A 14,852-nucleotide genomic window follows, 5' to 3' on the forward strand; every position below is an offset into this window, starting at 1 on the left:
CAATTTGGTGGCAGTACGGTGGGGGAAGAGTGCTACTTCTTATCATCCATGCGCAATACAGCCATAAACGCCTCTTGTGGAACCTCTACGGAACCGACAGACTTCATGCGCTTCTTTCCTTCTTTTTGCTTTTCGAGCAACTTGCGCTTACGCGAGATGTCCCCGCCGTAACATTTGGCAAGAACGTTTTTACGCAACGCACTGATCGTTTCACGAGCGACAACCTTCTGTCCGATGGTCGCTTGAATCGGCACCTCGAATTGCTGACGTGGAATCAGTTCCTTCAGTTTTTCGCAGATGACTTTTCCACGAGGATAAGCCGTGTCTTTGTGTACGATAAACGACAGAGCATCCACCACTTCGCTGTTGAGGAGAATATCCATTTTCACCAGCTTGGAAGCTTTGTACCCAGCTAGCTCGTAGTCAAAGGATGCGTAGCCTTTTGTACCCGACTTCAGCATGTCAAAGAAATCGTAAACGATCTCTGACAAAGGCATGTCGTACTTCAGCTGCACACGGGTCTCACCCATATACTGCATGTCAAGAAACTCACCGCGTTTCCCTTGGCACAACTGCATAACATCACCGACGTATTCTTTCGGCACCATGACTGTCGCCGTAACGTAAGGCTCCTCGACCATTTCGATCTTTTGCGCTTCCGGCATTTTGGACGGGTTGTCGATTTCGAATACTTCGCCGTTCGTTTTGGTAATGCGGTAAATAACGCTCGGCGCGGTGGTAATCAAATTAATGTTGAATTCCCGTTCGATCCGCTCCTGGATGATCTCCATGTGCAGAAGTCCCAAGAAACCGCAACGGAAACCAAAACCAAGTGCTTGGGAAGTCTCCGGTTCAAACTGCAGGGACGCATCGTTTAGCTGTAGCTTTTCCAATGCATCGCGCAGATCGTTGTACTCGTTCGTTTCGATTGGGTACAAACCGCAGAAAACCATCGGGTTGATCTTCCGGTAACCAGGTAGCGGTTCAGAAGCAGGGCGACTTGCATCTGTAATGGTATCCCCCACACTGGTGTCTCCCACTGTTTTAATGGAAGCAGCTACGTAGCCTACATCTCCAACCGTCAATTCTTCTACTTGCGTTTGGCGTGGTGTCGATGTACCAATTTCGGTAACCTCAAACGACTTGCCAGTCGCCATCATCTTGATCTTCATACCCTTTTTCAAGGTTCCGTTGATGACACGGATGGAGGCAATAACGCCACGATACGCATCAAAATAGGAGTCGAAAATCAAAGCTTGCAGAGGTGCATCCGGGTCTCCCTCTGGAGCAGGTACTTTTTGTACAACGGCTTCCAGTACTTCTTTAATTCCGATACCTGCTTTGGCAGAAGTCAGAACTGCATCGCTGGCATCCAGACCGATCACGTCCTCAACCTCTTGCTTCACACGCTCAGGCTCTGCACTCGGCAGGTCGATCTTGTTCACAACTGGAATGATCTCCAGGTTGCTGTCCAACGCTAAATACACGTTAGCCAAAGTCTGGGCCTCGATCCCTTGTGCCGCATCCACGACGAGAATAGCTCCTTCACAGGCAGCCAAACTGCGGGATACTTCATACGTAAAGTCGACGTGTCCAGGGGTGTCAATCAGGTGGAGAATGTATTCCTCACCGTCATCTGCTTTATAGTTCAAACGCACGGCATTCAGCTTAATCGTAATCCCGCGCTCTTTTTCCAGCTCCATCGTGTCAAGAAACTGGGCTTCCATCTCACGTGCAGTCAAAGCACCGGTCAGCTCCAAAATGCGGTCTGCCAGCGTTGACTTTCCATGGTCAATGTGGGCGATGATGGAAAAATTTCGTATCCTTTTTTGTCTTTCACGACGATCCATGTGTTGTTCGTTCCCTCCCACGCGAATCCATTCAAACGTTCAGATTGCGCCTCGCAAAAAATACACTAACAGTAATTATAACAAACCGATGATATAAAGAGCAACCAAAGAGAATCGGGCATTTGCCTCCTTTTTCTCGTATCCAAACTTTTCCTGTGCTAAAGTGGTAAATAGCATGGGGTGGTTGGAGTTACCATTTGTCAAAACAGCGGTGCTTTCAACGAACTGACTCATTTTCATATGCATGTCACCCCACGGTTTCATCATGATGGGTTCGCGTGGAGTGATCCTTTGTATGCGCATGGAGCTGAAACGCGCCTTGCAGCTACTCGTATAAAAATGGCGAAAGCATTAACTGATCTATTAGGTTCTACCGCCGTGAACACAAAGAAAGAAACGGAGAATGATCAAAGTGAACAGCGTTGACTCTTGCTTGCATTGCTTAACGATATCGGATACTCCCGGACTCATTGCCTTATCTGATTCCGTAGGTTGGGATTACGACGAATCGGAAATTCGCACAATTCTGTCTATCGGTACCGTATTCGGTCACAAAGATGCGACTGGCACTCTACTTTCAAGTGCGGCTATCATCCCATACGATGACAAGCTTGCGAGCATCGGTATGGTAATCGTCCATCCCTCGTCACAAGGCAAAGGGTATGGCCGCCAGCTCATGCAGGCGTGCATGGCGTCTGTTTCTACCGATACAACGATCATGCTCATTGCAACTCCAGAAGGAGAACCATTGTACAAAACCCTAGGGTTCCAGACAGTGGATCGTATTCGAAAGTTTATAGCTGACCGCTTTGTACCTGAAGCATCTCTGCAAAACGAAGCCAATCACGAGTTTGAAATTGTGCCAATGGGGTTAGACGATTTCCCAGGCATAGTTGAATTGGACAAAGTAGCACTAGGTAGCAGACGCACTCATTTTCTCGAGACACGCATGGGACAAGCTACCACCTGCCTGGTAGCCAAAAATCGCTCCGGCAAGATTATCGGATATGGCTTCGCCGTTCAAGGCCCGGTCAATCTTATCGCGGGGCCGATCGTCGCAGAAAATGCCATCATGGCTGAACACATCCTGTTCAAGCTGACGCAACATCATACGGGACGTGTGCGGATAGACGTACCGGATGAACAAGCAGCGTTTCACGCTTATTTGGAGAAAAACGGCTTCACACAGGTTTCTCATCCCCCAGTGATGGTTGCGAATGCTGATAACCTGCCACGCCGTGCTGGGACGTACTGGGCGATAGGCGCTCAAATATACGGATAGACATCCATAGCTAAAAACGGACCTTCTGTTAAGAAAAGGTCCGTTTTGTCATTCTTACTTTGTTTTTGATCGATTGTGAACTTGCTCCAGCACTTTAGGTGGAAACAGTTTTTGCAGGCTGCTCTGGTAGTTGCTGCCGTCCTCAGGCATTTGGAAGTCCGTTACCTGATAAGCATTTCCATTGTAGACGATTTGAAAGACCATCGGTGCACTGAGCGCGGAAGAATTGCTTCCCGTTATTTTCACCCAAGCGTATACGGTTCGCTTCGCCGCATCTGGCGCTTCCACTCCGAGGAGCTCGACGTTAATCTCGCGTTGTTTTCCCAGCCACCCCAGCTCATCGCTTTCCGTCTCCAAATACTGCTGAATGATAGGCCCGACCAGTTGACGATTCGCAGGTGCTATCCCTTTTTTCACCTCTACAAACACCTGTCCGAGATGCTTGCCTCCCGATCTTACTTCCAGCTTCCATTTTCCCGGTTCAGGTAACACGATCCCTGATGGAAAATGACCATCTGCATCGTATAACGAGTCCATAACCTCGTAGCTGCCCAATGACAGACGGGTCCCATCCGTATTGTAAGCAGTGATCTCTACTTTTTGTGCAAAGTCCCCATTCAACAGCCATATCACCCGCTGCGTCTGCCCTTCGTAGAAACCGTCCTGATCTGTCATGATGCGGATAGGCTTTTCTCCCAAATAAGAAAAGGACTGATTCTCGTAAGTGGAAGACAAAGAAGGCGACAACTTCCACAAATCCGCTTCGACGATTTGGCCCCCTGGCAACAAGGAGGGGACTTGCACCTCTTGTTGTGATGGTCTCACCTCATGCTGTGCAGATTGTCTCTCCTCCTGAATGGGGAGCCCGAACCACAATAGCAAGCCCATAGTCAGAATAACGCCCGGCAAGGCTAGCTTCCTCCAGCCAGTCAACCACCCTGTCTGGGGTCTCATCCTCTGCCGCACTCGCTCTTCCATCGATGCAGTGAACTGTACATCACGAAAAATGGTCTGATCTGCCCGTTCCTTTAAGTCCGTGAGCCATCGGTTTTCGTCCATTCCCAGTCCCTCCCTTCTCCCATACTTTGCCGAAGCTGTTGTCTGGCCCTATGCAACCGAGTTCTGACCGTTCCTTCCGTTACCCCAAGCACATCCGCCACCTCTCCGATGGATAAATCCGCATAGTAATGAAGGGCAATCGCTTGACGATAGAGCGGAGGAAGCTGCAACACTTCTAATACGAGCTGGTCCCTCTCGGCTTGATCGAGCACAAGACTTTCTGTTGAAAGCTTCCCATCCTGTCTAATCCACGAGCGGGGAAGGAGATGACGGAACGACCAAGAACGCAAATAACCTTTGCACTCATTAACCGCGATTCGATACAACCATGTGTGCACACTGCTCTCCTGCCGAAATCGGGGAAGATGCCGATACACCTTAACGAATACATCCTGCGTAATATCCTCTGCCAAGCTACGATCTTTAACCAGAAAAGTGACGAGTCGAAGCACACGGGTCCCATATTCCCTCATGATTTGTTCAAACGCAGCATCTGTCGTTGGCTGCAATTTTTCCAAGGGCGCGACCTCCTTCACTCGCATTCATACTGGTTAGATGCAGTAGCAGACTTTTTGTTACAAAGTGGAGGAGGATATTTTTTTCGCCAAAATCGTCCAGCGAGTAGCTCCACCCGGTGTCCCGACAGGTTCAGCGAATGGATACCCACCATGCTGCCAACGATCCATATCATAACCCTCGTCCGCCTGACTCGGCTCGAAGTCTTGCTTGTGGAATACATTCTCTTTGCTATGAGTGACGTGAAAGCCTGCTCCTTCCAATAACAGCTCAACCTCAGTAGGCAAAAGCAGCGCCATCTCGCGCTCTACGCGATACCTTGGCTGCTCAGTCTGTTCAAGAAAAGTCTCATAAGTAAGCGTGTAGCGGAACTTCTGATCCAAGAGTGAGGTTTCCCCCTCTACCTTTTGATACACCATACGGTCCGGGAAAACGAATTTGCGTTGCATCGTTGTCCATTGATTTTTTACTGGCGGCAAGAGTACGTCAATTGCCACTGTTCCGTCCTCTGTTATGTAATCGTGGATGACCGAAAGCAATTGACGTTGCTTGTCTCTACAGGTGGCCTGCTGAAAAATCCCTTCCGGAAGAAGCACATGCGTAAATTGCCGATCCAGCTCCAGCTCCCACATATTTTGTTCTACCAGCTCCAGTCGTTCTTCTTTCCCTTTTAACATGCGCCGTTTCTTTTTCGAGGCCATCTCCAGCATATCCGGGCTCCAATCGATCCCGCAGACTGACAAGTCATTCCGTGCCAGCTCAATAGCAATTCTCCCTGTTCCGACACCCAGCTCCAGCACGGAGACCGGTGATTGCTCCGCTTCTCGCAGCAACCAGTTTCGATAAAAAGCGATGCTGGCCTTCCCGGCAAATTGATCGTAATACGTAGCTTCTACATTTGTGTACTTGGTTTCAGGAAGCGGCAAGTGCCGACCTTCCTCGCTCATCCCACAATCGGTACACACCGAACTTGCTAAATGAGGAAAAGGCACCCCGGGCGGGACGCCATTTTTCGTATCACCTAGCCACTCGTCGTAACGGAACTTGCATATTCTGCAACTGTACACAGTCATAATGCTTTAGATACCTCCTGAAGATTGCTTGCTTCCCCCAGAACGCAAGAGAGGGAGCTTGATATGACTCGGATACTGGCTGTCATGATAGACACGTTGCGAGGCGATGACCGTCTCGGTTTCCGTTGCCAGATCGTTGCCTGTATTCGGATTGGGGAACGAGAAGTTCTCGGCGCCAGAAGTAACCGAGACGCGAATGCGATGACCTTTTCGGAAGACATTGGCGATCTTAGTCATGCGAATCTCATAGCATTCGATTTGTCCAGGAACAAGTAGCTCGGGCTCTTCGAATGAGTGACGATAGCGTGCGCAAATAATCCCGTCCGATAGACGAATCGAATTGCCTTCCTCATCTACATCACACAGCCGGACCAGCCAATCTGTATCACGCGCTGAAGTGGATGCATAGATAACAGCTGAGATTTCTCCCGCGATGACGACTTCCTCTTCCAATGGCTCTGATGTGTAGACTAGGACATCTGCCCGTTCTTCCACATCACGATAGTTTTCCGGTACGCTGTTTTCATTCTCAGACAAATCCAGCAGATACGGTGCTGCGTCTAGTGGATCATAGCTGTATGTATCCGCCACCTGTTCACCTGGGATAGACAGGGTCAATGTTCCATCTCCGTTGCTCGTATTAGCGTTTCCCCCACTGCTCAGATACAGATTCGAAAGCGTCGTCTCCGCTGGCGGCCAAGTCTGCGAGGTCTTCCATTCGTTTTCTCCCACCATGTAGTACTCAACACGTGGCTCTTGATCGACGCCATTTTCTACTCCTTTTAAATAGCGGTCAAACCAGCGGAGCTGTGTCACATCCAGATCGTAGCGGATTGCGTTGTTTCCAAAGGGCACATGATGGATTTCTCGCGTCGTATTCGCCTTGTGATACCACGGCCCCAAGATGAGTCTGGCGTGCTCTGGCACATTTCGCGAGACAACCTCCCACGATTCGCTCGTCCCCATCCCGTTGTCGTCATACCAGCCTGATACGAGAAGTGCAGGCACCTTTACCTGATCCGCATGCCGTTTCCAGTCTGACATACCCCAGAACTCGTCTCCGTCCGGATGTTCCATCCATTTTGTCCAAAACGGGATTTCTTTTCCCAGCACTTTTTGCGGGATTTCCTTGATTGGGCGCACCTTGATGACCTCACTCCAATCATCCCGAGAGAGGGCCGCGACATTTCGACGCTTCTCCGCCATCATGAAAATCCATGACAGACCACCAAGAATCGTTCCCCCTTTGCGTGGAATGTCCACGTAAGGTGTTCCTACTGTCACGTAGCTGAAAATCGCCTTCAGATGTGGATTTCCGCTTGCGGCCGCAGCCCACTGCACATACCCGACATACGATCCGCCGAGCATCCCGATGCTGCCATCCGACCACTTCTGACTCGCGATCCAGTTGAGGCTGTCGTCTCCATCATTGCGCTCGTGAACGAGTGGAATCCACTCTCCCTCGGAATCTTCACGTCCCCGCGTATCCTGAACAACCAGCGCATATCCGCGAGCTACAAAGGGTAAACGTCGAAAAATGCCATCCATTCGTCCATAGGGAGTGCGCATGAAAATAGTTGGGACTCGCTGTCCTTCTGTTATACCCGCGGGTAGCCAAACCTCGGTCGTCAAACGAATGCCATCTCTCATCTCTACATCATGCCTACCCAAATGATGTACACCGTAGTTAACTTCGGACAGCAGAGGGTCCTGCCACATCGAAAGCGGCGTCAAATCCTCCCACCCTGCTTTTGCCAATACGACACTATCTCCACGACCCGTCAGCACAAACGCGATGACTTCATTCTCACAAATGATCAAGTCAATTGGCTGCGCTGCTTCGCGCACCGCCCAGATCCACGCTTGCTTTTGCCCTGCGGGACCTGTTCCTTCGATGGATAGGTGGCGTTGGTAGTGCCCTCCGCTTTCCGGAAACACGACTTGTTCGCTCTCCCAGTCGATTTGCTCCCATGCGGGCAGCTTTTGTGCCAGGGTGAGGAGAGGCAACTCGTAGGCTGCTTCCCGTTCAGCCAGTTGTGCAAACAGACCTTCAGCTGCACCACCCGTATCCCAACCTGTGCCCCGATGCCAAACTTCCCCATCCTCAAAGCGTATATCAGCTACCTTGATGCCAGATTGATAATAGCCAAAAGAAGCTTGTTTGTGTCCAGTCTGTGCCATCCGTCATTCCTCCCGTTATCCGTTCTACTTCCACACTTCCTGATACACTCTGAGGAAATTACCACCCAAGATTCCTTCGATTTCTGCATCCGTGTACCCGCGCTTCATCAGCTCACGCGTAATTTCCGGAAGTGACGCATGGCCTTTCACTACATCAAATGGCATTTCTTTGGTTTTGGCAATCTTGTCCAAGGGCAAATATTTCGTCAAATCATCGCACAGGTCTAAGCCAATACCGATGCACCTTGCTCCGACAAGCTTTTTCATATAGTCAACATGATCAATCAGTCTCTCGATAGTTGCGTCAGCGCTGTTAGTGGCTGTGAACATGCTAAATGCATTCAGCCCGACAAGCCCATCCTTTTCCGCAATCGCTTTGATCTGCTCATCTGTCAGATTGCGCATCGTCGGCACGACTGCTCGGCTGTTGGAATGAGAAGCAATCACTGGCTTTTCAGCGATTTCCATCACGTCCCAGAACCCTTCGTCATTCAAATGGCTCACATCGATGACGATGCCCAGCTTTTCCGCTTCCTCGATGAGACGAACACCGAAATCAGTGATGCCCCCTTTTTTCCCTTCGCGTACCGGTGCAAAAAAGCTGCCGTCCCCAACGAAGTTGCGCCGACTCCAAACCAGCCCCATCATCCGTACTCCGAGCTCATAAAAGACACGCAAGAGACTCAGGTCATTATGCAGCGGTTCTGCCCCTTCCAACGAGAGGATGAACGATACTTTTTGCTCCGCTCTTGCCCGTTGCAAATCATCCAGATTTTTGGCGATGATGATGTGCTCGGGAGACTCTGCCGCCTCTGCGTGCAGAGCGCTAATCTGGTTGAGCGCCTTGCGCAGACTCATCTCTGGTACAAACGCATCCTCTACGAACACGGCTGCCACGATGGAATGCACGCCACCCTTCTGGAACCGTGGCAAATACTCCGTCTCGATCATTTTGGTTCGACCGTATCCACGCTGTATCTCCACATCCATCAGCAGATCAAAATGCCCATCCAATACGTGAACACCGTCATGAAATTTGCGCGCCTGTTCTCTCGTTACTTCCGTCATACGGGTCAACTCCCATCTTGTTCTATGGATTTTTCTTATCGAGATAGTTGTAAACCGTGAATTTGGATATATCCAACAAATCCGCGACGTATTGCACGGCTCCTTTGATCAAAAAGAGACCCATTTCATCCAACTGGTGGATAAATTGAATTTTCTCTTCTTTTTGCATCAGGGCGATTGGTTTGCCTGTCCGTTTCAGGCAGTCCTCTATCATTTGTTCCATTAAAGTCCCGACAGTCGGAGCGAAGTTCTCTTCCGCTTTTTCTGCATCACGCTTGTCTTGGATCACCATCATCGATTCGATGAATGATTGCGCCATTGCGAGATGAGTGATATCAAGATTGATGCACAGACTGCCAATGACCTCTCCTTGTTCATCCTTGATGTAAATGGAGCTTGATTTGATCTGTTTACCTTTGATGGTATCGTTGCGGTAATTGAGGTCAAAAGCTTCTTCACTGACCTTCGCCGTACGTAAAGCTTGCAGTGCCAGATTCGTAACTGGTGAACCGATCTGCCTGCCACTGACATGGCCGTTGGAAATGGCAATGATCGATGATGAAATATCGCCTGTTAGATCATGTAACACCACTTCACAATGCTCGCCAAATGTCCGTGCCAGTCCCTCTACTACCGGAATGTAGCTTGCTAATATGGGATGTACGTTTTTCATATTACCCCTCGTTCACTTCCACAATCATCTCAATTTCGATTGGGTTGTTAAACGGAAGAACAGATGTCCCAGCTGCCGCTCTCGCATGCTTGCCCGCTTCACCAAAAATTTCGATAAGAAAATCAGAAGCTCCATTAATCACCCGCGGCTGCTCGTAGAAATCAGGAGCGCTGCTGACGAGTGCGAACAGCTTGACAATCCGTGTGATTCGATCCAAATCACCAATCTCGCTTTTCAAAATGGCTAACAGATTAAGAACCGTGACCTTCGAAGCCTCGTAGCCCTGCTCTATCGTCACATCTGTTCCCAGCCTGCCTAGATACATAGGGCTTCCATTTATGTAGCACCCTGCACCGGATGTATAAATGACATTGCCAGTCTGTACACAAGACACATAATTCGCCATGGTTGGAGGAACTGGCGGCAACTCATACCCTAACTCTTTTAAACGTTGTTCCACTTTGGACATAAGGCCATCACCTCATCATCAATTTCATTCCTTTCTTTAAACATACTATTCTGCAAATTTGTCTTCAACAATTTTTTGTATGATAAAAAATTTATTTGAAAAACATATGCCGTCCACTTAACAAAAAAGGACGCCGACTAGGCATCCCCTCTTATGAAAATCAAAGATACTCAACTTGACCCTATCAGTTGGCCCCACTCATTACCTTCTGGATAGATGGCTTCACACGGATCGCTTCCGAGTAGAAATACACATGTTTTTTGCCTGTAATGGGATGCGTCGTCACTTCTGTCTCTACTCCGAAAACATCCCGTATCAGATTGGGTGTCAAGACTTCCTCTGGCGTCCCCGATGTAACGATTTCCCCCTCACAGATCACGTACAGCCGATCACAGTACATCGCAGCGATATTGAGATCATGCAACGAGGACAAGACCGTAATCCCAAGATTTTTGACCAGATCCATCACCTGCAACTGATATCGAACATCCAAATGATTCGTCGGTTCATCAAGGACAAGAAACTGGGCTTGTTGCACCAAAGCTCTGGCAATCAGCACCCGCTGCTTCTCCCCACCCGATAAACTGAAAAAACTGCGATCAGCGTATGTATGCATCCCTACTCGCTGTAGTGCTTCTTCACAAATTTGAACGTCTTCTGCGTTATCGGACTGAAATAGTCGCTTATGCGGGGCACGTCCCATATTCACGATTTCGGTTACCGAAAAATCGAATTCCACAGAGGTCTCCTGCCGTACTGCCGCCATTCGCTGAGCGTTTTGACGTGAGGTTAACTTGTACACGTCATCGCCATCGAGCGAGATCCATCCCGAACGCGGCTTCAGTACGCGATAAATGCTTTTTAGCAACGTGGACTTCCCGCTGCCATTCGGCCCGATCAGCCCCACAAACTCTCCGGAGCGTACCTCCAGACTGACGTTGCGAAGGATTCCCTTTTTCTCCAGTTCGACCGATATATTCTCAACCAGTAAATTCATCGTCCGCTACCTCCAAAGGAATAAGAACTCCGCAACATCAACCAGATAAAGAATGGGCCTCCACACAGCGCTGTCAAAATACCAATCGGAAGCTCTTCCGGTGCAAATGCAAGCCTGGCGACTACATCAACCCAGATGAGAAATATCGCGCCAAACAAAGCGCTGACAGGAAGAACACGTCTGTGATCTGATCCGACCATCACACGGACGATGTGGGGCATCATTAATCCAACAAAACCGATTGATCCCGCGATGGATACGATCACCCCCGTGAGCAGTGCCGTGATCACCAGGAGAAGCTTGCGGAATTGTACCGTATTAACCCCTAATGTCCCCGCTGACTCCTCTCCCATCAACATCGCATTGAGCGAGCGATATTGGGCCATTAAGACGATGAGACAGATGACGACAATCAATGTTGGGATCGTCAGGTACTCCCATTTCCCACCAGCCAAACTACCACTTAACCAAAACAGGACCGTCCCAATTCCATGCTCATTCGGGGCTGAAAAAACAAGGAGACTAGTAATGGCCGACAAGATCGCAGATATCGCAATTCCGGCCATGAGCAGGCGTACCGTCGAGTTTTGTCCTCCAATACGGGATAGCGTAAAAATGAGAATGATTGACACAAGGGAGCCTGTAAAAGCGCCAAAAGATAGCGCATACTGCCCGTACATGCTGAATGCTCCGAATATAATCACCGAGGTAGCTCCAACCGAAGCACCTGAAGATACACCTAACACATACGGGTCAGCCAGGGAGTTGCGAACCAACGACTGGATCGCTACTCCCACGACAGATAGACCTGCTCCGACGATCGCCCCCAAAAGTACACGCGGAAAGCGAATATCCCAAATAATCGTTTGCTCCCCTTTGGACCAATCCATCTCAATCCATTGGGTCAACATCGGAATTTTTGATAAGGCGATTTTCCATACCGTTGTCGGCTTAATCTCCACTGATCCCAAGGTAACTGCGAACGTAATGGAGAGGAAGAGTCCGACCAGTAGAGTAATGATAATATAAGGTAACTTGATCTGTTGCAGTGCTATTCCCTCCCTTAAAAGGGGTGTACTCTATTTGAATTTATCCGGGTAGAGTCCTTCCGCCAAAATTTTTAGCGCAATCGGTGCTCGAACGCCTTCAGAAGCCGCAGACAATGGCAATACCATTAGTCGTTGATTTTTAATCGCCGGGATATCCGCCAGTTCTTTTTTTGTCAAAAGGAAATTACGTTTTTGCTCAACGGTTCTATCACCGTAGTCTACGATAATAATCACGTCTGGATTGCGACTCACTACTTGTTCCCAACTAACCTCTGCCCAACCCTTTTGAATGTCATCAAAAATGTTCTTACCGCCAGCAGTCTTGATTAAGGACGTCATGTAGTTGTTGGCTGCTGTGAATGGTTTGTCTTCCCCGTTGTCGTACACGAACACTTTAAGTGGCTCGTCCACCTTGCCAATTTTACTAAGCGTTTGGTCCATTTCACTCTTCATTTTGTTGATCAAATCATCAGCTTTGTCTTCCACACGGAAAATGCGTCCAATATTCGTAATGTCTGCAAACACATCGTCGATTGTCGGGCCAGGCATACTAGATGACGCTTGCAGATACGATTTGATGCCGACTTTTTCCAAATCCTGCATCGATCCTACGCCCTTTTCGCCGAATCCGCTTTTCCATCCGGCGTACACGAAGTCTGGGTTCGCTGCCAGCAGCACTTCTTTCGTAGGATACTTATCAGACAGTACCGGAATCTTGTCGTAATCTGCTTTTAACTCTGGAAGGATTTCATCGTCTAGGTAAGCGGTTCCGACCATTTTATCAGCAAGGCCCAATGTCAACATGATTTCGGTGACGTGTTGGTTCAATGTCACAGCACGCTCAGGTGCTGTTGGATAAGTCATTTCGATACCATTATTGGTGAGTGTTACAGCCTTGCCCTCTGCTGCTGGTGCAGCTGTTTGTTCTGTTTTGGCTGGAGCCTGTGTTGTCGTAGTGGAGCCGCATGCCGAAACCAAAAGCATGGCAGCTGTCATGATACCGAAAGCTAGTCCTTTCATTACTGTATGTGATTTGTTTGCCTTAACCATCTGTAATCCCCTTTTCTATATGTATATGATGGGTTGAACCAAATCCTCCACAAAAAAAGCACCCCCCATTTCTATCGGGAGGTGCATGACAAACGTAGATATAGCTATAAGCAGGCACAAAGGCGCCCTTTCATAGACTGCTTCCACATCTGCCCCATCCTCGTGGGTCGATTGTAAATGATCGCATGGCAGGTCTCCTGGCTTACGGATCAACACACCCAGCTACCTTCCCATTTTTTGTCTCGCAAAAAACAGTGGCTATACGCTAGGCGCTCCTCGTTACAGTGGCGGGACCGCGCCGGTTTCTCACCGGACTTCCCTTTTAAGCTGACGGCATATGCCATCCAGCACCATTCGATACGTATTCAATTTTTACGATTTATTCATTAGTTGATAGAAGTCAGTTTTTTCGGGAACTGCGTGAGAATTTCAACGCCCGTTTCCGTAACCAATACATCATCTTCAATCCGCACTCCGCCTACACCTGGCAGATAGATGCCCGGCTCGATCGTAAAGACCATCCCTGGACGAAGCACTTCTTGGTTCTGGCTGTGAACAGACGGATATTCATGTACATCCATCCCAAGTCCATGCCCCAGACGGTGCATGAAGTATTCTCCGTAGCCTTTTGCAGTGATGACATCGCGAGCGGTTTTATCCAAATGCGCAAAGGTCACACCCGGACGAATCTCAGCAATTGCCGCTTCGTTGGCAGCCAATACTGTCTCGTAAATTTCTTGAAGCTGGGCACTGATCTCGCCTACAGCAAAGGTACGGGTAATATCGGATACATATCCGTTCGCTGCTACTCCAATATCAAACAAAAGCAAGTCGCCTTCTTGCACCTGGCGCGTTCCTGGTTTCCCGTGTGGCAGTGCCGACTTCTCCCCTGCCAATACCATGGATGTGAAGGATGGACCTTCCGCACCCAAGCGCTTCATCTGGAATTCCAGCTCAGCTACGATTTCCGTCTCGGTCATGCCTGTCTTGACTTTTTTCAGGGTCTCCCGCAAGGAATCCTCGACCAACTGAACAGCATGCTTCAGACGATCCACTTCATCCGCGGATTTGATCAAACGCATTTCACGCAGTGGCTCTTCCACGTCCACATAGCTCGACGCCAGAACAACTTGTCCAAGTGCTTCATAGCGCTCGACAGTCATATGACTTTTCTCAATACCGAGCTTCGTCAAATTCACTGGTAACACTTGCTTGAGGATTTCATACGGGTTTTGGATATCCGTATGTGTATGGATATCTTGAACGAACGAAGCCTCTGCCGCTGCCTCACGATCAAGAGCAGGTACAATTAAAGAAGGTTTTCCCTCAGCAGGAATAACGAGACCCATAAAACGTTCATGCGGGTCTGTAAAAAATCCGGTCAAATAGTAGACGTGCTTGGGAGAGGTAATCAACACCGCGTTCAGCTCTTGCTCTGTCAAAAACGTGTGGAGCTTCGAAATGCGCTCTTGAAACAACTTCTTCACCCTGCTTTCACCAATTATTCTATTGCGAGAATACCACTTCCCCATCAAAAAAAGAAGACTTCAATTGAAAAATCTACTTCGTATCGGACAACCTAAGG

General features: G+C 49.0%; 14 protein-coding genes and 1 riboswitch. Of the genes, 1 reads left to right on the plus strand and 13 read right to left on the minus strand.

All coding sequences use genetic code 11. The features are described from left to right. Window positions 1–32: 32 nt before the first annotated feature. The gene (gene lepA, locus ACFVS2_RS27745; protein ID WP_007727695.1) at window positions 33–1,850 is read right to left on the minus strand and encodes a translation elongation factor 4; all 1,818 of its coding nucleotides are present in this window, start codon (window positions 1,848–1,850) and stop codon (window positions 33–35) included. A gap of 75 nt (window positions 1,851–1,925) precedes the next feature. Then, window positions 1,926–2,090: a hypothetical protein gene (locus tag ACFVS2_RS27750; protein ID WP_390239585.1), complete on the minus strand. Its 165-nt coding sequence runs from the start codon at window positions 2,088–2,090 to the stop codon at window positions 1,926–1,928. 163 nt (window positions 2,091–2,253) lie between these two features. Between ACFVS2_RS27750 and ACFVS2_RS27755 the strand changes: the two genes are divergently transcribed. Continuing rightward, window positions 2,254–3,132 (plus strand): GNAT family N-acetyltransferase, encoded by an 879-nt coding sequence (locus ACFVS2_RS27755; RefSeq protein ID WP_390239586.1) that lies wholly within the window; start codon window positions 2,254–2,256, stop codon window positions 3,130–3,132. Between the two features lie 54 nt (window positions 3,133–3,186). Here the strand turns inward: ACFVS2_RS27755 and ACFVS2_RS27760 are convergent, their stop codons facing one another. From ACFVS2_RS27760 to ACFVS2_RS27810, 11 genes are all read right to left on the minus strand, one after another. Then, a complete protein-coding gene (locus ACFVS2_RS27760; protein WP_390239587.1) occupies window positions 3,187–4,191 on the minus strand; it encodes a hypothetical protein in 1,005 nt (334 codons plus the stop codon). After that, window positions 4,161–4,709: a sigma-70 family RNA polymerase sigma factor gene (locus ACFVS2_RS27765; protein ID WP_390239588.1), complete on the minus strand. Its 549-nt coding sequence runs from the start codon at window positions 4,707–4,709 to the stop codon at window positions 4,161–4,163. Before ACFVS2_RS27765 ends, ACFVS2_RS27760 begins: the two co-directional genes overlap by 31 nt. Before the next feature lie 57 nt (window positions 4,710–4,766). Further along, complete coding sequence (locus tag ACFVS2_RS27770) at window positions 4,767–5,780, minus strand: methyltransferase domain-containing protein (protein WP_390239589.1); 1,014 nt, start codon at window positions 5,778–5,780, stop codon at window positions 4,767–4,769. Window positions 5,781–5,786: 6 nt separating this feature from the next. Continuing rightward, on the minus strand, window positions 5,787–7,961 hold the full coding sequence (locus tag ACFVS2_RS27775) for a CocE/NonD family hydrolase (protein ID WP_390239590.1): 2,175 nt from the start codon (window positions 7,959–7,961) through the stop codon (window positions 5,787–5,789). Window positions 7,962–7,985: 24 nt separating this feature from the next. Continuing rightward, window positions 7,986–9,029, minus strand: coding sequence for a dipeptidase (locus ACFVS2_RS27780; protein WP_390239591.1), 1,044 nt, complete (start codon window positions 9,027–9,029; stop codon window positions 7,986–7,988). A 22-nt stretch (window positions 9,030–9,051) separates the two neighbouring features. Further along, window positions 9,052–9,702 (minus strand): helix-turn-helix transcriptional regulator, encoded by a 651-nt coding sequence (locus ACFVS2_RS27785; RefSeq protein ID WP_173620668.1) that lies wholly within the window; start codon window positions 9,700–9,702, stop codon window positions 9,052–9,054. A 1-nt stretch (window position 9,703) separates the two neighbouring features. Further along, window positions 9,704–10,171: a RidA family protein gene (locus ACFVS2_RS27790; RefSeq protein ID WP_390239592.1), complete on the minus strand. Its 468-nt coding sequence runs from the start codon at window positions 10,169–10,171 to the stop codon at window positions 9,704–9,706. Window positions 10,172–10,355: 184 nt separating this feature from the next. Continuing rightward, window positions 10,356–11,168 (minus strand): heme ABC transporter ATP-binding protein, encoded by an 813-nt coding sequence (locus ACFVS2_RS27795; RefSeq protein WP_390239593.1) that lies wholly within the window; start codon window positions 11,166–11,168, stop codon window positions 10,356–10,358. Continuing rightward, on the minus strand, window positions 11,165–12,223 hold the full coding sequence (locus tag ACFVS2_RS27800; protein ID WP_483862262.1) for a FecCD family ABC transporter permease: 1,059 nt from the start codon (window positions 12,221–12,223) through the stop codon (window positions 11,165–11,167). Before ACFVS2_RS27800 ends, ACFVS2_RS27795 begins: the two co-directional genes overlap by 4 nt. 24 nt (window positions 12,224–12,247) lie before the next feature. Next, window positions 12,248–13,267 carry an ABC transporter substrate-binding protein gene (locus ACFVS2_RS27805; protein ID WP_390239594.1) on the minus strand — a complete coding sequence of 340 codons (1,020 nt, stop codon included), beginning with the start codon at window positions 13,265–13,267 and terminating at the stop codon, window positions 12,248–12,250. 170 nt (window positions 13,268–13,437) lie between these two features. Continuing rightward, window positions 13,438–13,637, minus strand: a riboswitch (cobalamin riboswitch). A gap of 16 nt (window positions 13,638–13,653) precedes the next feature. After that, window positions 13,654–14,745, minus strand: a complete 1,092-nt coding sequence (locus tag ACFVS2_RS27810; protein WP_390239662.1) for a M24 family metallopeptidase — start codon at window positions 14,743–14,745, stop codon at window positions 13,654–13,656. Window positions 14,746–14,852: the final 107 nt, after the last annotated feature.

The sequence above is a fragment of the Brevibacillus sp. NPDC058079 genome (genome assembly GCF_042885155.1).
Classification (GTDB): domain Bacteria; phylum Bacillota; class Bacilli; order Brevibacillales; family Brevibacillaceae; genus Brevibacillus.